20 protein-coding genes are annotated in these 22,084 nt (G+C 71.7%); 13 read left to right on the top strand and 7 right to left on the bottom strand.

Going from position 1 to position 22,084, the window contains the following annotated elements; translation table 11 throughout:
- Positions 1-59: 59 nt before the first annotated feature.
- Both pepN (QIS99_RS12960) and QIS99_RS12955 read left to right on the top strand, forming a co-directional pair.
- Positions 60-2,693: an aminopeptidase N gene (gene pepN, locus QIS99_RS12960; protein ID WP_282513372.1), complete on the top strand. Its 2,634-nt coding sequence runs from the start codon at positions 60-62 to the stop codon at positions 2,691-2,693.
- A 233-nt stretch (positions 2,694-2,926) separates the two neighbouring features.
- Complete coding sequence (locus QIS99_RS12955) at positions 2,927-3,865, top strand: hypothetical protein (RefSeq protein ID WP_282513371.1); 939 nt, start codon at positions 2,927-2,929, stop codon at positions 3,863-3,865.
- Positions 3,866-3,945: 80 nt separating this feature from the next.
- Here the strand turns inward: QIS99_RS12955 and QIS99_RS12950 are convergent, their stop codons facing one another.
- The 3 genes from QIS99_RS12950 to QIS99_RS12940 form a co-directional block, all read right to left on the bottom strand.
- Entirely contained in the window at positions 3,946-5,091 is a 1,146-nt protein-coding gene (locus QIS99_RS12950) for a serine hydrolase domain-containing protein (RefSeq protein ID WP_282513370.1), read from the bottom strand.
- A gap of 104 nt (positions 5,092-5,195) precedes the next feature.
- Positions 5,196-6,935: a TIGR03767 family metallophosphoesterase gene (locus tag QIS99_RS12945; RefSeq protein WP_282513369.1), complete on the bottom strand. Its 1,740-nt coding sequence runs from the start codon at positions 6,933-6,935 to the stop codon at positions 5,196-5,198.
- A gap of 155 nt (positions 6,936-7,090) precedes the next feature.
- A complete protein-coding gene (locus QIS99_RS12940; protein WP_282513368.1) occupies positions 7,091-7,525 on the bottom strand; it encodes an NUDIX hydrolase in 435 nt (144 codons plus the stop codon).
- Positions 7,526-7,879: 354 nt separating this feature from the next.
- Between QIS99_RS12940 and QIS99_RS12935 the strand changes: the two genes are divergently transcribed.
- Positions 7,880-8,896, top strand: coding sequence for an aspartate-semialdehyde dehydrogenase (locus tag QIS99_RS12935; RefSeq protein ID WP_282513367.1), 1,017 nt, complete (start codon positions 7,880-7,882; stop codon positions 8,894-8,896).
- A gap of 93 nt (positions 8,897-8,989) precedes the next feature.
- On the opposite strand, the gene QIS99_RS12930 is transcribed toward QIS99_RS12935, so the two are convergent.
- Entirely contained in the window at positions 8,990-10,168 is a 1,179-nt protein-coding gene (locus tag QIS99_RS12930; protein ID WP_282513366.1) for an MFS transporter, read from the bottom strand.
- 109 nt (positions 10,169-10,277) lie between these two features.
- Between QIS99_RS12930 and QIS99_RS12925 the strand changes: the two genes are divergently transcribed.
- From QIS99_RS12925 to QIS99_RS12915, 3 genes are all read left to right on the top strand, one after another.
- Positions 10,278-11,144, top strand: coding sequence for a LysR family transcriptional regulator (locus QIS99_RS12925; protein ID WP_282513395.1), 867 nt, complete (start codon positions 10,278-10,280; stop codon positions 11,142-11,144).
- A gap of 147 nt (positions 11,145-11,291) precedes the next feature.
- The gene (locus tag QIS99_RS12920; protein ID WP_282513365.1) at positions 11,292-11,483 is read left to right on the top strand and encodes a type II toxin-antitoxin system HicA family toxin; all 192 of its coding nucleotides are present in this window, start codon (positions 11,292-11,294) and stop codon (positions 11,481-11,483) included.
- 44 nt (positions 11,484-11,527) lie between these two features.
- Positions 11,528-11,980 carry a type II toxin-antitoxin system HicB family antitoxin gene (locus QIS99_RS12915; protein ID WP_282513364.1) on the top strand — a complete coding sequence of 151 codons (453 nt, stop codon included), beginning with the start codon at positions 11,528-11,530 and terminating at the stop codon, positions 11,978-11,980.
- A gap of 28 nt (positions 11,981-12,008) precedes the next feature.
- Here the strand turns inward: QIS99_RS12915 and QIS99_RS12910 are convergent, their stop codons facing one another.
- Genes QIS99_RS12910 through QIS99_RS32325 form a run of 3 tightly spaced genes read right to left on the bottom strand, consistent with a single transcriptional unit; the run spans position 12,009 to position 13,293 of the window.
- Positions 12,009-12,206 carry a DUF397 domain-containing protein gene (locus QIS99_RS12910; protein WP_282513363.1) on the bottom strand — a complete coding sequence of 66 codons (198 nt, stop codon included), beginning with the start codon at positions 12,204-12,206 and terminating at the stop codon, positions 12,009-12,011.
- Positions 12,196-12,999: a helix-turn-helix domain-containing protein gene (locus QIS99_RS12905; protein WP_282513362.1), complete on the bottom strand. Its 804-nt coding sequence runs from the start codon at positions 12,997-12,999 to the stop codon at positions 12,196-12,198. Before QIS99_RS12905 ends, QIS99_RS12910 begins: the two co-directional genes overlap by 11 nt.
- Positions 13,000-13,035: 36 nt before the next feature.
- Positions 13,036-13,293 carry an ATP-binding cassette domain-containing protein gene (locus QIS99_RS32325; RefSeq protein ID WP_408909544.1) on the bottom strand — a complete coding sequence of 86 codons (258 nt, stop codon included), beginning with the start codon at positions 13,291-13,293 and terminating at the stop codon, positions 13,036-13,038.
- Between the two features lie 116 nt (positions 13,294-13,409).
- Between QIS99_RS32325 and pepN (QIS99_RS12895) the strand changes: the two genes are divergently transcribed.
- The 7 genes from pepN (QIS99_RS12895) to QIS99_RS12865 all read left to right on the top strand — a co-directional run bounded on the left by pepN (QIS99_RS12895) (position 13,410) and on the right by QIS99_RS12865 (position 22,052).
- Entirely contained in the window at positions 13,410-15,977 is a 2,568-nt protein-coding gene (pepN, locus tag QIS99_RS12895; protein WP_282513361.1) for an aminopeptidase N, read from the top strand.
- Between the two features lie 296 nt (positions 15,978-16,273).
- Positions 16,274-17,962, top strand: a complete 1,689-nt coding sequence (locus QIS99_RS12890; RefSeq protein WP_408909547.1) for an ATP-binding protein — start codon at positions 16,274-16,276, stop codon at positions 17,960-17,962.
- The gene (locus QIS99_RS12885; protein ID WP_282513359.1) at positions 17,962-18,384 is read left to right on the top strand and encodes a roadblock/LC7 domain-containing protein; all 423 of its coding nucleotides are present in this window, start codon (positions 17,962-17,964) and stop codon (positions 18,382-18,384) included. Before QIS99_RS12890 ends, QIS99_RS12885 begins: the two co-directional genes overlap by 1 nt.
- Positions 18,381-18,740, top strand: coding sequence for a DUF742 domain-containing protein (locus QIS99_RS12880; protein ID WP_282513358.1), 360 nt, complete (start codon positions 18,381-18,383; stop codon positions 18,738-18,740). The genes QIS99_RS12885 and QIS99_RS12880 overlap by 4 nt, the downstream gene beginning before the upstream one ends.
- The gene (locus QIS99_RS12875) at positions 18,721-19,362 is read left to right on the top strand and encodes a GTP-binding protein (protein WP_282513357.1); all 642 of its coding nucleotides are present in this window, start codon (positions 18,721-18,723) and stop codon (positions 19,360-19,362) included. Before QIS99_RS12880 ends, QIS99_RS12875 begins: the two co-directional genes overlap by 20 nt.
- Positions 19,359-20,696: a cytochrome P450 gene (locus QIS99_RS12870; protein WP_282513356.1), complete on the top strand. Its 1,338-nt coding sequence runs from the start codon at positions 19,359-19,361 to the stop codon at positions 20,694-20,696. The genes QIS99_RS12875 and QIS99_RS12870 overlap by 4 nt, the downstream gene beginning before the upstream one ends.
- A 75-nt stretch (positions 20,697-20,771) precedes the next feature.
- Positions 20,772-22,052: a cytochrome P450 gene (locus tag QIS99_RS12865; RefSeq protein WP_282513355.1), complete on the top strand. Its 1,281-nt coding sequence runs from the start codon at positions 20,772-20,774 to the stop codon at positions 22,050-22,052.
- Positions 22,053-22,084 lie beyond the last annotated feature (32 nt).

Below are 22,084 nucleotides of genomic sequence, written 5' to 3'. Positions count from 1 at the left end.
GGCAGGATCGGGAGCAAAATCGAACGATCAGTGCGCCCACAAGGCCCGAAGGAGTGCCCGTGCCCGGTGAGAACCTGTCCCGTGACGAGGCCCGTGAGCGGGCGGCCCTGCTGTCCGTCGACGGGTACGACGTCGCCCTCGACCTCCGGTCGGCCCTCGGCGGCGGCGAGACGGGGACGCGGACGTTCCGTTCGGTGACGACGATCCGGTTCCGCTGCACCGACCCCGGCGCCGCGACCTTCGCCGACCTGATCGCCCCGTCCGTCACCGCGGTCTCCCTGAACGGCGCCGACCTCGACCCGTCCGAGGTCTTCGACGGCGCCCGCATCCGCCTGGAGGACCTGGCCGCCGAGAACGAGCTGGTCGTCGACGCGCAGTGCGCGTACAGCCGCACCGGCGAGGGCATGCACCGCTTCGTCGACCCCGAGGACGGCGAGGTGTACCTCTACACCCAGTACGAGCCGGCCGACGCCCGCCGGGTCTTCGCCAATTTCGAGCAGCCCGACCTGAAGGCGCCGTACCGCTTCAGTGTCCAGGCGCCCGAGGGGTGGACCGTGTGGTCCAACGGGGCCGGGGAGCTCGTCGACGGCGTATGGAAGTTCGCCGAGACCAAGCCGATCTCCACGTACATCACCGCCGTCGCCGCCGGTCCGTACCACTACGTCACCGACACCTACGAGCGCACCTTCGCGGACGGCTCGACGCTGACGGTCCCGCTGGGCGCGATGTGCCGCAAGGGCCTCGCCCCGTACTTCGACGCCGACGACGTGTTCCTGGTGACCAAGCAGGGCCTGGACTTCTTCCACGACCACTTCGACTACCCGTACCCCTTCGGGAAGTACGACCAGGCGTTCGTGCCCGAGTACAACCTCGGTGCGATGGAGAACCCGGGTCTGGTGACGTTCCGCGAGGAGTTCATCTTCCGCGGCAAGGTGACGCAGGCGTCGTACGAGCGGCGGGCCAACGTCATCCTGCACGAGATGGCGCACATGTGGTTCGGCGACCTCGTCACCATGCAGTGGTGGGACGACCTGTGGCTCAAGGAGTCCTTCGCGGACTTCATGGGCTCGTTCTCGATGGTCGGTGCGACGCGCTTCACCGACGGCTGGATCACCTTCGCCAACAATCGCAAGTCCTGGGCGTACCGCGCCGACCAGCTGCCCTCCACGCACCCCATCACGGCCGACATCCACGACCTGGAGGCGGCCAAGCTCAACTTCGACGGGATCACGTACGCGAAGGGCGCGGCGGTGCTGAAGCAGCTCGTCGCGTACGTCGGGCAGGAGGCGTTCCTGGAGGGCGCGCGGCGCTACTTCAAGCGGCACGCGTACGGGAACACGGAGCTGGGCGACCTGCTGTCCGCGCTTGAGGAGACCTCCGGGCGGGACATGGGCGAGTGGGCCAGATCCTGGCTGCAGACGGCCGGGGTCAACACCCTCACGCCGCTTGCCACTTACGACGCCGAGGGCCGGATCACCGAGCTTGCGGTCCTGCAGGAGGCGGCCACCGCGCCTCATCAGCCGACTCCGTCGGCGGACCCCGAACTGCGGCCGCACCGCGTCGCCGTGGGCCTGTACCGGCTGAGCCCGGAGGGTGAGCTCGTGCGGTACGCCCGTGCCGAGACCGACGTGGACGGGCCGCGCACCGTCGTCGCGGAGCTGGCGGGCGAGGAGCGGCCCGCGCTGATCCTCGTCAACGACGACGACCTCACGTACTGCAAGATCCGTTTCGACGAGGGGTCGTTGGACACGCTCCGCGGCCACCTCGGGGAGCTGACCGATCCCTCCCCAAGCTCTCAACAGGGTTCGAGCAGGGGATACCCCATGGCGCGGGCCCTGTGCTGGTCGGCGCTGTGGAACATGACGCGGGACGCGCTCATGCCCGCGCGGGACTTCATCGGGCTCGTGCTGCGGTTCGCCGGGCAGGAGAGCGACATCGGCGTCCTGCAGATGCTGCACACCTGGGCACGGTCGGCCGTCACGCACTACGCCGCCCCCGACTGGCGCGAGGAGGGCGGCCGGCTCGTCGCCGAGGGCGCCCTGAGCGAGCTGCGGCTCGCCGATCCGGGCAGCCAGCATCAGCTGACCTGGGCCCGGTTCTTCGCCTCCGTCGCGGTGGCCGACGCCGACCTGCAGCTGCTCCAGGGGCTGCTCGACGGCACCGCGAAGATCGACGGGCTCGACGTCGACCAGGAGCTGCGCTGGACCTTCCTGGAACCGCTCGCCGCGCACGGCCGGGCCGACGAGACCGTGCTCGCCGCGGAGCTGCGGCGCGACGACACCGCGTCCGGCAAGCGGCACCAGGTGCGGTGCCTGGCCGCGCGGCCCTCGGCTGCGGTCAAGGCGCAGGCGTGGGCGCAGGTCGCGGAGTCGGACGCGCTGTCCAACGCGCTGGTCGAGGCGACGATCGCCGGGTTCGCCCAGCCGTCGCAGCGGGAGCTGCTCGCGCCGTACGCGCCGAAGTACTTCGCGGCGATCGAGCGGGTCTGGCGGGAGCGGTCGATCCAGATCGGGATGCATGTGGTGCGGGGGCTGTTCCCGGCGCTGCTCGACTCGCCGTCGACGCTGGCGGACACGGACGCGTGGCTGGCCTCCCACGCGGATGCGGCGCCCGCGCTGCGGCGGCTGGTCCTCGAAGCCCGGGACGACCTCGCGCGGGTGCTGCGCGGACAGGCGTGCGACGCGGGGGCGTAGGAGCGGCCGGGACCGGCCGGTTCCTGCCGGTCCCGGCCGGTCCCGGCCCGTCCCGGCCGTACGGGAAATTGTGACAAGTCAGGTGAACGGCACCCCGTAACCCCCGAATGGACCTGCTGGACCTGCGCCTTTCGGTTCCTGGGGGTGCGGGCTTGAGGACAGGCTTGTCCGCGTTTGTCGACAGAGTCGTAACAGCGGTTAGAGCGCCCGGGAACGTCGGGAATCTGGCCCTCATGAACCACAACACCCCCGTGTCGCACCGCCCTTCGCCCCGGCAGGAACTGCTGCCCGGGGTGTTCCTGCCGCACCCCGGGCCGCCGACCGGCGAGGAGCTGCTGCACGCCGTCCTGCTGTACGCGCGACGGCCCCCGGGCCCCGGCTCCGTACCGCAGCAGGCGCCGCGGCCGGTCGTCGGGGACGCGGCGGTGCTGCCGTACGAGGAGGCGATGATCACGGGGCTGGCGGCGCTGGCCCTGCACGGGTTCGCCTCCGCTCCCCCGCTGCTCTCCCTCGACCGGATCGACGCGCTCGTGCCGCGCACCCGGCGGCTGCGGTCCACCGGGTGCGCCCGGATCGTGCGCAGCGCGGCGCTGCCGCGGCCGCGCCAGATCGCCGGGGTGCATGTCGCTCCGGTGCCGCGGGCGCTCGCGGACGCGGCCGAACGGCTCACGGACGCCGGTGCGGTACGCCGCCTCCTCGCCGAGGCCGTAGGCGGCGGCCACTGTGAACTGGCCGCTGTTGTAAGGGAGTTGGAGCAGGCGCGGCTCCTTCAACGGCCGCACGTGGTGGACGCGGTGGAGTCGCTGCGCGCCGAGGGGCGGGCCGTCGCGGAGGACCGGCTGTTCCAGATGGTGCGCGAGTACGGGCTGCCCGACCCGGTGTGGAACGTGGACCTGCGGCTGCCGGGCGGGCCGCCCCTGGGGGGCGTGGACGCGTACTGGCCGGATCAGTCCGTGGCCGTGGAGCTGGACATGCGGACGAGTCCGGACGCCGGGTGGGAGGAGTACGTCCGCAGGCGGGAGCTCCTGGAGCAGTTGGGGATCACGGTGGTCCATGTCACGCCCGCGAAACTGCGCACGGCGCTCGACCAGCAGGCGACGGTCGTGCGGACGGCGCTGATGGCTGCGGCCGACCGGGATCCGGCGGCGTACGTGGTGGTGCTGCCGCGGTAAGCGCTTCGCGCCTTCGGATTCCGGAGGGGCTGAACATCAGCCCCTCCGGCGCAGGCGCTACTGCCCGCAGTACGCAGCCGCTACTTCCCGCAGTACTCGGCCTCCAGGATCGGCCCCGCCTCCCCCTCCGAGTCCCCGTTGAAGTTGAAGGCCAGGGAGTGGCGGCCGTTCTCCGTGGTGACGCCGTACGTGGACGAGCCGTTGATACCGCCCGCGTGGCCCCAGACCTCCTGGCCGCAGGAGAGGCCGCTGAACTTCATCAGGCCGAGGCCGTACGACAGGGCGTCCTCGCCGGCCGGGACCGTCGTCTTCATCTCCTTCAACTCCCGCTCCGGCAGCAGCTTTCCGCGCAGCAGGGCCGAGTAGAAGCGGTTGATGTCGGCCGAGTCGGAGATCATCGCGCCCGCCGCGCCCGCCACCGACGGGTTCATCTCCGTGACGTCGTACATCGGCCCGTCCTGGTCCGGCGGCGCCAGTTTCGAGTAGGCGCGGCTGCTGGGCTCCGGCATGGTGGGGTCGGTGCCGGGCAGGCTCGTGGCGTGCAGGTCGAGGGGTTCGATGATCCGGTCCTCGACCTCGTCCGCGTACGTACGGCCCGTGACCTTCTCCACGATCATTCCCGCGAGGGCGTAGTTGGTGTTGGAGTAGCGCCAGTCCGTGCCCGGCGCGAAGTCCGGCTCGTGGCGCATCGCGACGGCGACGATCTGCTCGGGCGTGTACGTGTCGTAGCGGTGCTTCAGGAAGTCCGTGGTGAAGGCCTTGCGGGCGATGTCCGGGTCGGCGGTGTAGTTGAAGATTCCGCTGGTGTGGTTGAGGAGCTGCCGTACGGAGATCTTCGTGCCGTCATGGCCGTTGCCGTCGACGACGCCGGGCAGCCACTTGTCCACCGGGTCGTCCAGGTCGATGCGTCCCTCCGCCTGGAGCTGCAGGAGGACAGTCGACACGAAGGTCTTGGTGAGCGAGCCGATCCGGTAGCGGTCGTGGGCGCTGCGCGGGGCGCCCGACTCGCGGTCGCCGACGCCCGACGTGCCCTTCCAGACGCCGTGCGCGTCCCGCGCCTGCCCGGCCACCCCGGGCACGCCCGCCGCGACGGCCGCGTCCATCGCCTCCTGTGTCGCCCGGTGCCCCGTTCCGGAGTCGGCCTGGGCGGCGGGCGCGGTGAACGCGGTCGCCGTGAGCGCCGCTGCGAGTCCCATCAGGCCGGTCCGCACCGTCCGTGCTGCCATGACTGTTCCTCTCCCTCGTGCTGTCCTCGTACGTTCCTGTCTGTGAGGGCAGGACTCCGGGGACCGGCGGGAGGTTGACGGGCGGGCGCGGGGTGGGACGGGAATCAGCCCTTCCGCAGGACCAGTTCGGTGTTGCGGTCGTCCGGGTCGCCGCCCAGGTCGGGCCTGCGGCCGGGGGCGTTGTACGCCAACTCGCGGTAGAGGGCGGCGAGGCCGGGCTGCGAGAGATCGGCGAAATCCGTGCGGTGCGGGGCGGACGACTCGATGAGGGTGGTGAGCACGGACAGGGTGCCGTCGTGGTTGTCGACCAGCTCCACCACCCGGGCGAGCTGCGGGTGGTCGATGTGCGAGGCGGTGGTGATCTCCCAGAACGTGCCGTGCGGGGTGACCTTGTTGCGGTGGCTGTGGCCGTTGATCCAGGCGAGGACCCGGGTGTGCCGGCCGAGGAGTTCGAGGACCTCCTCGCCGCCGTGCCGGGCCTCGCGCGGGCGGTCCGGGTCGGGGCGGAGGTTGCGCATGCTGGTGCTGGTGTGGTGGCTGAAGACGACGACGTACGAGCCGTCCCGTTCGGCCTTCGCCAACTCACCCTTGAGCCAGTCGAGTTGAGCGGTACCGAGGGAGCCCTCGTAGTGGCCCGCCGGGTCGGTGGTGTCGAGGCTGATGCCGAGCACGTCGTCGGCGATGCGGAACGCGTAGTACTGCGTGCCCGCGTCCACGTTGTCCTGGGTGTAGCCGTGACCGGCGGGGCCCTGGCCCGCGTACGCCGGGTCGAGGTGGGCGCGGACGTACTCGGTGGGGGTGAACGGGGCGCGGGAGGCGTCGGGGGTGACGGAGGTCAGCCGCTTCTTCTCGGTGCGCATCAGCTCGCGGAAGCGGTCGCCCTTCGGGTCGAGGCCCTTCTTCACGGACTTCCAGAAGGCGGCGGCACGGTCCTCGGGCAGTGACATCAGCTTCTTGCCGCCGACCGCGAAGTCGTGGAACCAGGGGTCGCCGGAGGCGTAGCAGCCGCCGGGCAGGGAGTCGTGGTTGCCGACCGTCGAGTACCAGGGCAGGTTCAGGCCGGGGCTGCGGACTTCGCGGGTCGCGGCCCGGAGGAAGCCGGGGACCGCGGGGAAGCCGAGCTGTTTGTCGGCGTCGCGGAAGTCGGCGCGGTCCGGGTGCCAGTACTGCTGGAGGCCGCTGTTCTGGACGCCTTCGTAGTGGCGCGGGTCGCCGGTGTTCGGGGTGATGCTGCCGCCGCTCATCGTCCGCAGGAACCAGTCGAGTTCGGCGCGGGAGTTGTTGTCGGTGTTGTCGCCGGTCGTCATGACGAAGCTGAGGGGCGCGCCGGTGGCGGGTGCGCCGCGCAGGGCGTTCACGCGCTCCACCAGCGCCACCGCGCCGGCCACCGACAGGGTCTCCTGCGGCCGCCAGGCGCTGGACGTCTCGGCGCGCACGTACTCGTACCGCAGCGGGTGCTGGGTGTCCACGATGTGCAGGTCGGTGAACTGGACGAACGCGGCGAGCGCGGTGCGCCGGTCGGTGCGGCCGGACTGCGGGGCGGCGAGGTCGCCGCGCACGACCCGCGTCCAGGCGGGTCCCTCGCCGAGCCGTACGTAGCCCTGGCCTGCGCGGGGTGCGGAGGCGCTGTGCAGGGTGGTGCCCGCGGTGTACGGGGCGAGGGGCGCGGCGGGCGCGCTGCGGGAGGTGAGCGGCGTGCGGGCGCCACCCGCGCGGGCGGCGTTGGCCGGGCCGCCGCTCAGACCGACGGCGAGGCCGATGCCCGTGGAGGCCGAGACGGCGCCCGCGGCGGCGAGGAAGGAACGGCGGTCGAGGCTGGCGGCGACAGAGCGGATGCGCGACATGGCGCGGTCTCCCCGGGTGCGGTGCGTTCGCGGCTGCGGTCCTCTGGATGCTTGGCAGCGGGGATGGCGTCCGCGTGAACGCCGTCGCAACGGGGGTGACCTATCGGGGTACGGGCCCCTGCGGGGCGGGCGGGGTGCGGGCGGATCGCGCGCCCTCAGGATCCCCCGGTGGCACGCCACAGCCGCAGCCCCGCGTCCACCAGGCCCACCGTCGGCAGCTCTCCCACCGCCGCCAGGTCGTGCCAGGCCGCCAGGTTCGTCGAGCCGTGCTGCTCGTGGCGCAGGGTGCCGCCCGTGATCCGGCCCTCGTAGACCAGGCGCAGGGCGTGGAAGTCGGCGTACGTGCCGTACTTGCGCGGGTAGCGGCGGCGGATCGAATCGACGCCGAGGAGGGTGACGGGCTCGACCGCGTACCCGGTCTCCTCCTCGGCCTCGCGGATCACCGTGTCGTAGGGGTCCTCGCCGTGCTCCATGCCGCCGCCGGGCAGCGTCCAGTGGCCGGCGACGCTGCCTCCGGACAGGCGGGCGAGGAGGACCTGTCCTTCTCTTGTGCACACGGCGTAGGCCGCCACCCTCAACTCCTTCTGCATCCCCCGACGTTAGAGCGTCGTCAGCGCCAGTACACCGGGTATCGCCGTCCCGTCCGGCGGGCCGTCGGACGGTGGCCGAGCAGGCCGGTGGCGACGAGGAGCGCGCAGGCGAGGGCGAGGAGCGCGAGAAAGGGTCGCGGGGTCGGGTTCCGTACGCATCGAGAAGGTCGTGCCGTAGTGGTTCGGTCTCGCTGAGTGAGGGGCGGGCGCCGCGCCCGGCCGGGTGCCCGCCCCTCGGTGTGGCGTCTTGCACGTCGGACAATGGATTGGACAAGCCGGACCTGGACAGACGCATCATGGATGCCAGACGGCATGCACGGATGACGTCATGTACGGAAACGCGGAGGAACAGCTGTGAAGGTCGGAATCGTCGGAGCCACCGGTCAGGTCGGCACGGTCATGCGCAAGATCCTCGTCGACCGGAAGTTCCCGATCGACGAGCTGCGCCTGTTCGCCTCGGCCCGCAGCGCCGGGTCTGTGCTCGACGGTGTGACCGTCGAGGACGCCTCCACGGCCGACTACACCGGCCTGGACATCGTGCTGTTCTCGGCCGGTGGCGCCACGTCCAAGGCGCTCGCCGAGAAGGTCGCCTCGCAGGGCCCCGTGGTGATCGACAACTCCTCGGCCTGGCGCCGTGACCCCGAGGTCCCGCTGGTCGTGTCCGAGGTCAACCCGCACGCGATCGTCGACCGTCCCAAGGGCATCATCGCCAACCCGAACTGCACGACGATGGCCGCGATGCCCGTCCTCAGGCCGCTGCACGCCGAGGCCGGCCTGACCGCGCTCGTCGTCGCCACGTACCAGGCAGTGTCCGGTTCCGGTCTCGCGGGCGTGGACGAGCTGTACTCGCAGGTCGAGAAGGTCGGCGCGGACGCCCCGAAGCTCACGCACGACGGCTCGGCGGTCGAGTTCCCCGCGCCGAACAACTACGTGGCGCCGATCGCGTACAACGTCCTGCCGATGGCCGGTTCGATCGTGGACGACGGCCTGAACGAGACCGACGAGGAGCAGAAGCTCCGCCACGAGTCCCGCAAGATCCTGGAGATCCCGGAGCTGAAGGTCTCCGGCACCTGCGTCCGCGTCCCGGTCTTCTCCGGCCACTCCCTGCAGGTCAACGCCCGCTTCGAGCGCCCGCTCAGCCCCGAGCGCGCCAAGGAGCTCCTCGCGGGCGCGGAGGGCGTGGTCCTCGCCGACGTCCCGACGCCGCTGGAGGCCGCGGGCAAGGACGCCTCGTACGTGGGCCGCATCCGCGGCGACGAGACGGCCGAGAACGGCCTCTCCCTGTTCCTGTCGAACGACAACCTCCGCAAGGGCGCGGCGCTGAACGCTGTGCAGATCGCGGAGCTGGTGGCGGCTGAGCTGAAGGGTTGATGGTCGGGCTTACGTCGACGTGAGGCGCGGGTCGCCCCGCGCCCCGTCGATCGCCCTTCGGGCTCGTCCGCAAGCGCCGGTCCGGCTGAGAAGTCAGCCGGTCCGGCGCTTGCTGCCTGCCACCACCAGGAGCGCGGCCGCTGCCAGCCCTCCTCCCAGCCACAGCGCTCCGTCCACCCCGAACCCGTCCGCCGCACGGCCGCCGAGCAGGGCGCCCAGGGCTATGGCGACGTTGAAGACGCCCACGTAGAGGCCCGAGACGGGCTCCCGTGCCGCGGGTGCGGCGGCCGCCATCCAGTTCTGGGTGGACACCGAGACCCCGCCGTACGCCAGACCCCAGATCAGCAGCAGCACCGCGGACAGGAGCAGCGAGGCCCCGGCGGCGAGCAGGGCGAGCACCACGGCCGCGAGCACCGCGGAGATCACCAGGAGGGTGCGGCGCGGGTCGCGCGGGGCGAGGGCGCCGCCGACGAAGTTCCCGGCGATCCCCGCCACCCCGTACGCGAGCAGCAGCCCGCTGACCAGCGCGGCACCGAGCCCGTCGACCCGCTCAAGGACGGGCCGTACGTACGTGTACGCCGCGAAGTGACCGGCGACCAGGAACAGCACGACCAGCAGGCCGGCCCGTACGCCGGGCAGCCGGGCCGCGCCGAGGACCGTACGCAGACCGCCCGCACCGCGCTCGGCGGGCAGCGGCGGCAGCGCGCCCGCGAGCAGCAGGCCGACGGCCGCGGCCAGCAGTGCGGCCGCGCCGAACGCCCAGCGCCAGCCGACGAGTTCGCCGAGGAACGTGCCCGCGGGCACCCCGACGACGGACGCCACGGCGATCCCGCTGAACACGATCGCGGTGGCCCGCCCCACCCCCGATTCCGGCACCAGCCGCGGTGCGATCCCCGCCGCGATCGCCCACACCCCGCCGATGGCCACGCCGACCAGGACCCGAGCGGCGAGCAGCACCGCGAAGTGCGGGGCGAGCGCGGAGGCCAGGTTGGCGGCGGCGAGCAGCGCGAGGAGGGCGACGAGGACGGCGCGCCGGTCGGCGGTGCGCGCGGCGACGGGCAGCAGCGGGGCGGCGAACGCGGCGACGAAGCCGGGCAGGGTGACGGCGAGCCCGGCCGTGCCCGGCGAGACGCCGAGCCCGGCGGCGAGCGGGGTGAGCAGCCCGACGGGCAGCATCTCCGCGGTGACGACGGTGAAGGTGGCGATCGCGGCGGCGAGCACGGGCAGGGGCAAGGCCCTTGCGGGAGCCACGAGTTGGGGTTCGGTTCGCATGCCCCAAGCCAACGCCGTACGGGTGCGGGGAACAACGCCGAAGATCTCACCCTTGAATGAGCGAGGCTCATCGATCGACAGAAGGAGCAGGGTGGGCAGGGTGGACGGCATCGGCGGCCTGGAGGCGCGGGAGCTGGAGTGCTTCCTGATCCTCGCCGAGGAGCTGCACTTCGGCCGGACGGGCGAGCAGTTGCGGGTCTCACAGAGCCGGGTGAGCCAGCTGCTGCGCGCGCTGGAACGCCGGGTCGGGGCAAGGCTGTTCACCCGCACCAGCCGGCGCGTCGCGCTCACCCCGCTCGGCGAGCGCTTCCTGACCCGACTGCGTCCGGCGTACGCGGAGCTGCGCGCCGCCGTCGAGGACGCGCGGTCGGCTGCGCGGGGCGTGGAGGGCGTACTACGGATCGGCTTCCAGGGCACGGCGGACGACGGGCTGATGGCGGCGCTGGCGGCGTTCCGGGGTGCGCATCCGGACTGCGGCACCGAGATCGTGGAGCTACCGTTCTCCGACCCGTTCGGGGCGGTCCGTGCCGGGACGGTGGACGCGGCGGTTGTCCTCCTGCCGGTGACCGAACCGGACCTGGTACTCGGCCCGCGCTTCGCGGAGCAGCGGCAGAACGTCGCGGTCTCCGCCCGCCACCCGCTCGCGTCCCGTACGTCCCTGACGGCCGCGGAGGTCTTCGCGACCCCGCTGATCACGCCCGCTCCCCCGGCCCCCGCGTACTGGCGCAGGGCCCAGGCCCCGTCCGACCTGCCCGGCCCGACGGTCCGCACCCTCCAGGAGGGCCTGACCCTGGTGGCCACCGGCCAGGCCGCAATGCTCCTGTGCGGCCCGACGTCCGAGTACCACGCCCGCAAGGACATCGCCCACGTCCCGGCGGACGGCCTCCCGGACTCGACCCTCGGCCTGATCTGGCACCGGGACGGCGAGACGGAACGGGTCCGGGCGTTCGCTCGGGCGGTCAGGGAAACGGGCTGAGCGGCGCGGGCCACGGGGTCAGAACCGCTACTGCCTGGCTCCGGGCGGGAGGAAACAGCCCTCGGTCGGCGAAGGCGATCTGCACAGATACCCGAATCTTGTTCGTCTGGATTAGACAGACATGTTCGTTTACGTTAGACAGTGAGCGTGAAGAAGCGAGACCTCATCAGGACGCTGAATCAGATGGCATCCGACAAGGGGGTGAGCTTCAGCCTCAGGCGACAGGGCGGCGGCCACGAAGTCTGGAACTTCGGAACCAAGACCCTGATCATCCCGAGGCACACGGAGATCGCCGAAGGCACAGCCAGAGCGATCGTCCGGGGGGCGGAGGAGGCCTGAGGCCTCCCCGCCCTCCGGGGCAACACCGACGAGGAGATGAGGGCATGAAGACGTACGCCGCGCAGGCCACGCGAGACGGAAAGTGGTGGGCGGTCCAGGTCAAGGGCCTTCCCGACAACTACGTGACCTTCACCCAGGGCGCCACCTGGACCGAGGCACAGGAGATGGCCGAGGACCTCGTCCACACCGTCCATGAAGACGCGGGCATCGACGAGCCGTTCACCGTCGAGCTGCGCCCCGGCGACCCGGACGTCGTCGACGCGTTGGACGAGCTCGACGTAGCCCGCCAGAAGCAGCTGGCCGCCGACGCCGAGGAAGACCGGGCACTCGCCGCTGCCGCCCGGACTCTGACAAGGCGCGGTTTCACCGTCCGCGACGCCGCGCGGGTCCTCGGCATCTCGTATCAACGGGTCTCCCAGCTCGCCCCCAAGAGCGCGAAGTCCCGGCGCTCTGCGGGCACGAGCACCGGCCACCGTTCGATCAAGCAGCCGTCCTGACCCTGCCATTGCCAAGCGTGCTCGTCATTCAGACGCAGTGTTCGTTGAGCGCCGTGAGGAACGAGGCCCAGCTTGCCCTGGGGATGAGGAGGGCGGGGCCGTGGGGGTTCTTGGAGTCGCGGACGGGGATGGCGGTGGGAACGTCGTCGCGTACCTCTACGCAGTCGTCGTTGTTGCCAGTGCTGTAGCTGGATTTGCGCCAGCCGCTACGGCGCTCAACTGTCATGGTGTGCATAGTCCTTCGCTGTGCCCCTCAGCAGGGCGACTGTGTCCTTCACCGGCAGGGCATCGCCCAGCGCATGATGGTATGCGCCCTGCAATACCTCGACCAGGGCTGGGGAGTCCTGGACGCCTCCGGTGCCGAGGCCTTCCGTGTAGGCAGCCGGGGGCTGGTCCTCGAACCGCATCAGCTTCAGCATGCTCGGCAGCAGCGGGTGACCTCCAGCCGCGAGCGGCAGCACGTGGACACGGATACGTCCGCTGTCAGCGAGGTCGGCGAGGTAACCGAGTTGCTCCGCCATCACCGCCGGGCCGCCGATGGGACGCCGGATAACCGCCTCGTCGAGCATGGTCCACAACAAAGGAGTTACCGGGTCGGACAGAATCTCGGCCCGCCGGAGCCGCGTGGCGACGACCTTCTCGCGCTGCTCCTGACTGAGCGGCGGATAGGCAGTCTCACTGACGACGGCACGGGCGTACGCCTCGGTCTGGAGGAGGCCCGGCACATAGCTGAGGCCGAACTCCCGGATCGCCGTGGCCTGTTGCTCCAACTGGCGCGCTGACTCGAAGTGATCGGCCACAGGGTGCTCGTCATCCCCAGGCCGGAACCTCTGCAGCACATCTCCCGTCCCCAGTGCCCGGTCCAGCCTCCGCGCATCCTCCCGGGACGGGATCCTCCGCCCGGCCTCGATATGCGCGATGTGCGACCGCGTCATCACCGCCGCGTCGGCCAGCTCCTGCTGTGTCATCCCCGCAGCCTCGCGGCGTTGCCTGACCCAGTCTCCGTACCTCGTGCCCACCAGACCCAACTCCCGCCACCAGCACGACAATTGCCCTCATTCTCGCCGAACCGCCCGCCCCACCGCAGCCCGAAGGGACACGAACTCCGCCGACTCCCGCGTAGCGATCTGGACCAGCCCCGCCACGCACCGCAGCAGCGTCGTCTTGCCGCAGCCCGAGGGGCCGACGAGCGAGACCAGATCCCCGCGGTGCACGGACAAGTCGATGCCGTCGGCCGCCCGGTGGCCGTCGTCGTAGGTGTGGGCGCGGATGGGGTTGAAGTTCACGTCGCCCAGGCCCTTGATCTCCAGCACGCGAACCCGACCTCTCCCCGCGACGTCCCGTACACCGCCCAGCACGCCCAAAGGACGTGCAAGGATTGCCGAAAAGTCCCGTAACGAACTCCACCCCACCCCGAGGAGATGACCGCGTGCCTGGCACAAATCTGACCCGCGTAGAGGCACAGGAGCGGGCGCGCCTGCTCACCGTGGACGCGTACGAGATCGATCTGGATCTCGGCGGCGCGCAGGAGGGAGGCACGTACCGCTCGGTGACCACAGTGCGCTTCGACAGTGCCGAGGCGGGTGCCGAGACCTTTGTCGACCTGGTCGCGCCGACCGTGCACGAGATCGTCCTGAACGGCGCCTCCCTGGACCCCGCCACCGCCTTCGCCGACTCCCGGATCGCGCTGCCGGGGCTGCTCTCCGGGCGCAACGAGCTGAAGGTCGTCGCGGACTGCGCGTACACGAACACCGGTGAGGGGCTTCACCGGTTCGTCGATCCTGTCGATGATCAGGCGTATCTGTATACGCAGTTCGAGGTGCCGGACGCCCGTCGGGTGTTCGCCAGCTTCGAGCAGCCGGACCTGAAGGCGACCTTCCAGTTCACCGTGAAGGCGCCGAGCGGCTGGACGGTGATCTCCAACTCGGCGACGCCCGAGCCGAAGGACGACCTCTGGGTCTTCGAGCCGACGCCGCGGATCTCCACGTACATCACGGCGCTCATCGTCGGCCCGTACCACGCGGTGCACTCCTCGTACGAGAAGGACGGGCAGCGCGTGCCGCTCGGCATCTACTGCCGGCCCTCGCTCGCCGAGTACCTGGACGCCGACGCGATCTTCGACGTGACCCGGCAGGGCTTCGAGTGGTTCCAGGAGAAGTTCGACTACCCGTACCCCTTCGCCAAGTACGACCAGCTGTTCGTGCCGGAGTTCAACGCCGGGGCGATGGAGAACGCGGGCGCGGTCACCATCCGCGACCAGTACGTGTTCCGGTCCAAGGTGACCGACGCCGCGTACGAGGTGCGGGCCTCGACGATCCTGCACGAGCTGGCGCACATGTGGTTCGGCGACCTGGTCACCATGGAGTGGTGGAACGACCTGTGGCTGAACGAGTCGTTCGCGACCTACGCCGAGGCCGCCTGCCAGGCCTACGCGCCGGGCTCGAAGTGGCCGCACTCCTGGACCACGTTCGCCAACTCCATGAAGACCTGGGCGTACCGGCAGGACCAGCTGCCGTCCACGCACCCGATCATGGCCGAGATCAGCGATCTCGATGATGTTCTTGTGAACTTCGACGGGATCACCTACGCCAAGGGCGCGAGCGTCCTCAAGCAGCTCGTGGCGTACGTCGGCATGGACGAGTTCTTCCGCGGCGTGCAGGCCTACTTCAAGCGGCACGCGTACGGGAACACCCGCCTGACCGATCTGCTCGGCGCCCTGGAGGAGACCAGCGGGCGCGACCTGAAGACCTGGTCGAAGCTGTGGCTGGAGACGGCCGGGATCAATGTGCTGCGGCCGGAGATCGAGACCGATGCGGACGGTGTCATCCGTTCGTTCGGCGTGCGGCAGGAGGCGCCCGCGCTGCCCGCCGGCGCCAAGGGCGAGCCCACGCTCCGCCCGCACCGCATCGCGATCGGCAGTTACGAGCTGACCGACGGCAAGCTGGTCCGCACCGACCGCGTCGAGCTGGACGTCGACGGTGAACTCACCGCCGTACCGGCCCTCGTGGGCAAGCAGCGGCCCGCCGTGATCCTGCTCAACGACGACGACCTGTCGTACGCGAAGGTCCGGCTCGACGAGGAGTCCCTGAAGGCCGTCACCGCGCACCTCGGGGACTTCGCCGAGTCGCTGCCGCGCGCCCTGTCCTGGGCCTCCGCCTGGGACATGACCCGGGACGGCGAGCTGGCCACCCGGGACTACCTGGAGCTGGTGCTCTCCGGCATCGGCAAGGAGTCGGACATCGGCGTCGTGCAGTCCCTGCACCGCCAGGTCAAGCTGGCCCTGGAGCTGTACGCGGCCCCGGACTGGCGCGAGAGGGGCCTGGCCCGCTGGACCGAGGCGGCCCTCGCCCACCTGAAGGACGCCGAGCCGGGCAGCGACCACCAGCTGGCCTGGGCCCGCGCCTTCGCCGCCGCCGCCCGCACGGACACCCAGCTCGACCTGCTCACCGCCCTGCTGGACGGCACCGAGACGGTCGAGGGCCTGGCCGTCGACACCGAGCTGCGGTGGGCGTTCCTGGAGCGGCTGGCGTCGACCGGCCGGGCGGGCGAGAAGGAGATCGCCGCCGAGTACGAGCGGGACAGGACCGCGGCGGGCGAGCGGCACGCGGCCACCGCGCGTGCGGCCCGGCCCACCCCCGAGGCCAAGGCGGAGGCATGGGCTTCGGTCGTGGAGAGCGACAAGCTCCCGAACGCCGTGCAGGAGGCGGTGATCGCGGGCTTCGTCCAGGTCGATCAGCGTGAACTTCTCGCCCCGTACACGGAAAAGTTCTTCGCCGCTGTGAAGGATGTGTGGGCGTCCCGTTCACACGAGATGGCTCAGCAGATCGCCGTCGGCCTCTATCCGGCGCTTCAGGTCGCGCAGGCCACGCTCGACACGACGGACGCGTGGCTGGCCGTCGAGGAGCCCAACGCCGCGCTGCGCAGGCTGATCTCGGAGTCCCGCGCGGGCGTCGAGCGGGCCCTGAAGGCGCAGGCCGCGGACGCTGCGGCGGCCTGAACACCGGCCTGAGAACCCGCACCACGGGCCCGGTTCCGGGAGTCGCGCGACGGCTCCCGGGGCCGGGCCCCGGCGCGTCCGTCCCGGGCGGTTCCCGGCGGGCCCGCGCGCCCGGTGTGTCCCGCTTGTCCCCCGACACGCAGATGTAACCGGCGGCTTGCCCCCTGGTCGTAAGGGTTCACCCGAAGGCGTTACGCTACCGACCCATCTGATGATCTTCGCGTACGTACGGGAGTAACGCAGTGCAGAGGGTTCGCGCGGGGGCATCCCCACGAAGTTCCAAGTCTCCCGTCCCCCTGTGGCTGTTGCCCCCGCTGGGCCTCGCGGTGGGCACCGCGGTCGCGGCGTTCCTGGTCGCATCCGCCGCCGTCCTGCCCGTGATCGCGGCCGGCGGCGTGGCCACCCTCGCCGTGGGGATCGCCTGCGCCGAGTCCGCCCGGCGCGGCCGCCGGATCGCCGCCCTGGACGCCGAGTCCGCCGCCTGGCAGGTCGCGTTGCGGCGGCAGGAGGCGGAGACGCTACACCTCGCCGACACGCTGCTTCCCGACATCGTGGGGCGGCTGCGGCGCGGCGAGTTCCCCGAGGACGTGCTCGCCTCGCTGCAGGCGCCCGAGGCCCACCTCGAAGTGCTGCGCTCCGTCATCGACGCGGTGACCGCCGAGGAGGACCTGCGCGACTCGGCGCAGCGCGCGTTCGTGAACATCGCCCGGCGCGTGCAGGCGATCGTGCACCAACAGGCCCAGGAGCTGCGGGAGATGGAGGACCGGCACGGCCAGTCCCCGGACGTCTTCGGCGACCTGCTCCGCATCGACCACGGCACCGCCCTGATCGGCCGCCTCGCCGACTCCATCGCCGTGCTCGGCGGCGCCCGGCCCGGCCGGCAGTGGTCACGGGCCGTGCCGCTGTACTCGGTGATGCGCGGCGCGATGTCGCGGATCATCGACTACCAGCGCGTCGAGCTGCACTCGGTGTCCGACATCGCCGTCGTCGGCACCGCCGTCGAGCCGCTGATCCACGCGCTCGCCGAGCTCCTGGACAACGCGACCCGCTACTCGCCGCCGCAGACCAAGGTCCATCTGACCGCCGTCGACGTGCAGTCGGGCATCGCCGTGGAGATCGAGGACGGCGGCGTCTCGATGAGCGAGGAGGCCCGCGGCCGCGCCGAGCGGATGCTGAAGCAGGCGCAGCAGGGCATCGACGTGTACGACCTGGGCGAGAGCCCGCGCCTCGGCCTCGCCGTGGTCGGCCGGCTCTCGCAGGCGTACGGCTTCCAGGTGTCGCTGCGGCCGTCCGCGTACGGCGGCGTCCGGGCCGTGCTGATCGTGCCGCAGGACCTGATTACGACGGTGGCCCAGGCGACCGGCCTCGCGCACGGCATCGGCGCCGCGTCCGGGCCGCGCACGAACCGGGCCGGTGCCACGGTTCCGGACGGTGCCACGGTTCCGGCCGGTGCCACGGTTCCGGACGGTCGTACGGCATCGGCTGGTCGTACGGCCCCGGCTGGTCGTACGGCTTCGGCTGTGGAGGCGCGGCCGGAGCCGTCCGTGGCGCAGGTTCCGGGCCCGCGCACCGAGTCGGCGCCGGCCTCCGTGCCCGCGCCCGCAGCCGCACCGGCCCCCGCGACCGCCGCCGGGGCCGCAACGCCCGCACAGGCTCCTACCGCACCCCGAACGGAGCGCCCGGTGACCGGTCCCACGAACCCGGTGGACGACGACGTGCCCGTGGTGGCCGAACGCACCACGAACGGCCTGCCGCAGCGGCGCCGCCGGGCCCCCTCAGCCCCGGCCGCCGAGTCCCGGCGCCCCGCTGCCGAGGAGGGCTCGGACGGGGTCCAGCCGGGCATGTGGCTGGCCGCCTTCCAGAGCGGCCTGTCCGGCGAGACCAGCGGCGCCGCCCCCGCGGCGACCGGCAACGGCCCGAGCCCGAGGGCCGCACAGGAACTCGACGCCCCTTCGGCGTCGGCTAGCAAGGGGAACGAGCAGTGATGCAGCAGCAGGGACACGCGGGCCAGGCCGCCAACATGGACTGGATGCTCAAGGACCTCGCCGAAGGCGTTCCGCAGACCCGGCAGGTCGTGGTCCTCTCCGCCGACGGCCTGCGCATGGCGCAGTACGGCGCCGACACCGACTCCGCCGACCGGCTCGCCGCCGCCTGCGCGGGACTGCAGAGCCTGGCCGGTGCGGTCGCGGCCGAACTCCCGTACAGCGAGGGCCGGATGCGGCTCGTCGTGATCGAGATGGACGGCGGCTTCTTCTACCTGATGGCGGCCGGGCAGGGCGCGTTCCTCGCCGTGCTCGCCGACGAGGGTGTGGACGCGGGCCTGATGGGCCAGCGCATGCGGGACCTGGTCCTGCGCATCGGCGAGCACCTGAGCACCCCGCCCCGGCAGGACGTGGCCGCCAGGTGAACGCGGACGAACCGCACTGGGACGGGGGCGGCCCCGAACGGCTCTACGTCATCACCGGCGGCCGCAGTGGTTCGTCCGCGAAGACGACGCTCGACCTGGTCACCCTGATCGTGGCCAGGTCGGGCCCCAGACCGGGGATGCAGCCCGAGCAGGCGGCGATCGTACGCATCTGCCAGCGGCCGCTGTCCGTCGCGGAGATCTCCGCGCATCTGAGCCTGCCGGTCAGCGTCGTCACGGTGCTGCTCAGCGACCTCATCGCCGACAACCGGGTGTTCTCCCGACCGCCCGTACCGCCCGCAAAACTCCCCGACATCGCGTTGATTGAGGCAGTGATCGATGGACTTCAGAAGCTCTGAGAGCCCCGGCTCGGTCACGGTTGCCGCCGGGCCGCGGAGCGAGGACGCGCTGCCCGACACGGCGGCCGCGGCGGTCAAGGTCGTGATCGTCGGCGGCTTCGGCGTCGGCAAGACCACCCTGGTCGGCTCGGTCAGCGAGATCAGGCCGCTGACCACCGAGGAGACGATGACGCAGGCCGGCGTCGGCGTCGACGACACCGCGGGCGTGGAACGCAAGTCCACGACGACGGTCGCCATGGACTTCGGCCGGATCAGCATCAACGACGAGCTGGTCCTGTACCTGTTCGGCACCCCCGGCCAGGAGCGGTTCTGGTTCCTGTGGCGCGGCCTGTTCGAGGGCGCGCTCGGCGCGGTCGTCCTGGTCGACACCCGCCGCCTTGAGGTCAGCTTCGACGTGATCGGCCGCCTGGAGGAGCGCTCCGTGCCGTTCGTCGTGGCCGTCAACTCCTTCCCGGACGCGCCGAGTTACCCGGTCGAGGAGCTGCGCGGCGCGCTCGACCTGCCCGCGTCGGTCCCGATCGTGGACTGCGACGCCCGCCTGCGCACGTCCAGCCGGGACGTGCTGATGGCCCTGATGCGGTACCTGCAGACCCTCGCTGTCGCTGATACGGAGGCACCGTGACCCTGACCGAGACCCCCGGCACGTCCGCCATACCCCGGGTGCCCGGCGCGATCCCGCTCGCCGGGCACGCCCTGAAGCTGGTGCGCGACCCCTTCGGCTTCCTCAAGTCCCTGGCCGCGCACGGCGACCTGGTCCGTATCGACCTGGGCACGATGCCGCTGTACGTGGCGACGACGGCGGAGCTTGTGCACGAGGTGACGGTCGGGCAGGCCCGCAGCTTCGAGAAGGGCCGCTTCTTCGACCGGCTGCGCCCCCTCGCGGGCAACGGCCTCGCCAACGCCAACGGCGAGGTGCACCGCGCGCACCGCCGCCTGATCCAGCCGATGTTCTCCAAGGACCGCATCGCGCAGTACACGACGGTGATGAGCCGCAACGCGCAGACGCTCGCCGACTCGTGGTCGGCGGACCAGGAGATCGAGCTGGAGCACGAGATGGCCCAGTTCGCCATCGAGACGCTGGCCTCCACCCTGTTCTCCACCGACATCGGCCTGCCCGCGGTGGAGGCGATCCGCACCAACCTGCCGATCGCGCTGCGCAACCTCCTCGTACGGGCGGCTTCGCCGAAGTTCCTCGACCGGGTGCCGATCCGCCCCAACCGGGAGTTCGACACGGCTGCGGCGAACCTGCGGCAGGTCATCGACGAGGTGATCGCCACCGGGCGCAGGACCGGCCACACCGACGCGGGCGACCTGCTCTCGCTGCTGCTCGCCGAGCGCGACCTGTCCGACGTGGAGGTGCGGGACGAGCTGTCCACCATCCTGTTCGCCGGCGCCGAGACCACGGCGGCCACGCTCGCCTGGACCTTCCACCACCTCGCGCTGCACCCGGAGTTCGACGCGCAGGTGGTCGCCGAGATCCGCGAGGTCGTCGGGGACCGCCCGGTGACCGTCGAGGACGTGCCGAAGCTGGTCGCGCTGCGCCGCGTCCTGGACGAGGTGATCCGGCTGCACGGCGTGACGATGCTGATGCGCCGGACCACGCAGGAGGTCGAGCTCGGCGGCTTCCGGCTCCCGGCGGGCGCGGAGGTCGGCTTCAGCCTGTACGCGCTCCACCGCGACCCGCGGTTCTTCCCGGACCCGGACGCCTTCGACCCGGACCGCTGGCTGCCCGAGCGGCAGGCCGAGGCCGGGCTGCACCGCAGCGCGTACATCCCGTTCGGGGCGGGCAACCGGAAGTGCATCGGCGACCAGTTCGCCTGGACGGAGGCGACGATCGCGCTGGCGACGCTGCTGCCGCGCTGGCGCCTGGTCCCCTCCACGGGGCACGTCCCCAAGGAGGTCGTCTCGGCCGTCCCGCACGCCGACCGCATCCCGATGACCGTGCAGCCACGCTGACCCCTACGTCTTGCCGACGCTGCGGCCGAACCCCGGCCGCAGCGCCCGTACGCCCTTGTTTTGGAGGCCGTCCCCATGACCACCGCCCCGGAACCCGTCGGCTTCACCTCGCCGGCGCCGCCGCCCGGCTGCCCCGCGCACGCCGGCGGCGCGAGCCTGCCGCGGCGGATCTTCGGCCCCGAGGCGGAGAACGACCAGCAGCAGCTGTACGCGCGGCTGCGCGCGGAGCACGGCACGGTCGCCCCGGTCCTGGTGCACGGCGACGTCCCGGCCTGGCTGGTGCTCGGGCACCGGGAGAACCTGGACGTGATGCGCACCCCGTCCCGGTTCACCTGCGACTCCCGCGTCTGGAACCGGCAACTGGCCGCCGACTCCCCGCTGTTGCCGCTCACCGCCTGGCAGCCGCTGCTCGCCTTCGCGGACGGACCGGAGCACGCCCGCCTCCGGCTCGCGGTCACCGACAGCCTGGACCTGTTCAACCGGCAGAGCCTGCGCCGCTATGTGACGCGGTACGCGAACCAGCTCGTCGACCAGATGGCCGGCCGGGGCCGCGCCGACCTCGTCGAGGAGTTCGCGGAGCAGCTGCCGATGATGGTGCTCACCCACCACTTCGGCATGTCGGAGGAGTACGGGCCGAAGCTGGTCGAGGCGGTCCGCGACATGACCCGCGGCAGCGACACCTCGGTGGCGAGCAACCGCTTCGTGGTGGACACGATGAGCGACCTGGTGGCGCGCAAGCGGGTCCAGCCGGGCAACGACTTCACGAGCTGGCTGATCGGCCACGAGTCGGGCCTGAGCGACGACGAGATCCGCGAGCACCTGCGGCTCACGCTGGTCGCCGGGTACGAGCCGACGGCGAACCTGATCGCCAACACCCTGCGGATGGTGCTCACCGACGCCCGTTTCCGCGGCAGCCTGTCCGGCGGCCAGATGACGCTGCCGGACGCGCTGGAGCAGGTGCTGTGGGACCATCCGCCGATCGCGCTGCTTCCCACCCGCTGGGCGATCGGCGACACGGAGCTCGGCGGCCACGCGATCCGGGCCGGCGACATGCTGCTGCTCGGCCTGGAGGCGGGCAACGTCGACCCGGCGATCCGCCCCGACCTGACGGCGTCCATGCACGGCAACCGCTCGCACCTCGCGTTCAGCGCGGGCCCGCACGGCTGCCCCGGGCAGGACATCGGGCGCGCGATCGCCGACACCGGCGTGGAGACGCTCCTCGGCCGGCTGATCGACATCCGGCTCGCGGTGCCGGAGGACGAGCTGCGGGTGGTCTCGGCCTGGATCTCCCGCCGCCTGCACTCCCTCCCGGTCCGCTTCACCCCGCCCCGCACACCGCTGCCGGAGCAGCGCTAGGGGCCGCGGGGCTGGCCCCTCAGGGGCGCGGG

Origin of the sequence: Streptomyces solicavernae (assembly GCF_029968095.1) — a bacterium.
GTDB classification, from domain to species: Bacteria; Actinomycetota; Actinomycetes; order Streptomycetales; family Streptomycetaceae; genus Streptomyces; species Streptomyces solicavernae.
This window is presented reverse-complemented; position numbering and strand designations above follow the sequence as displayed.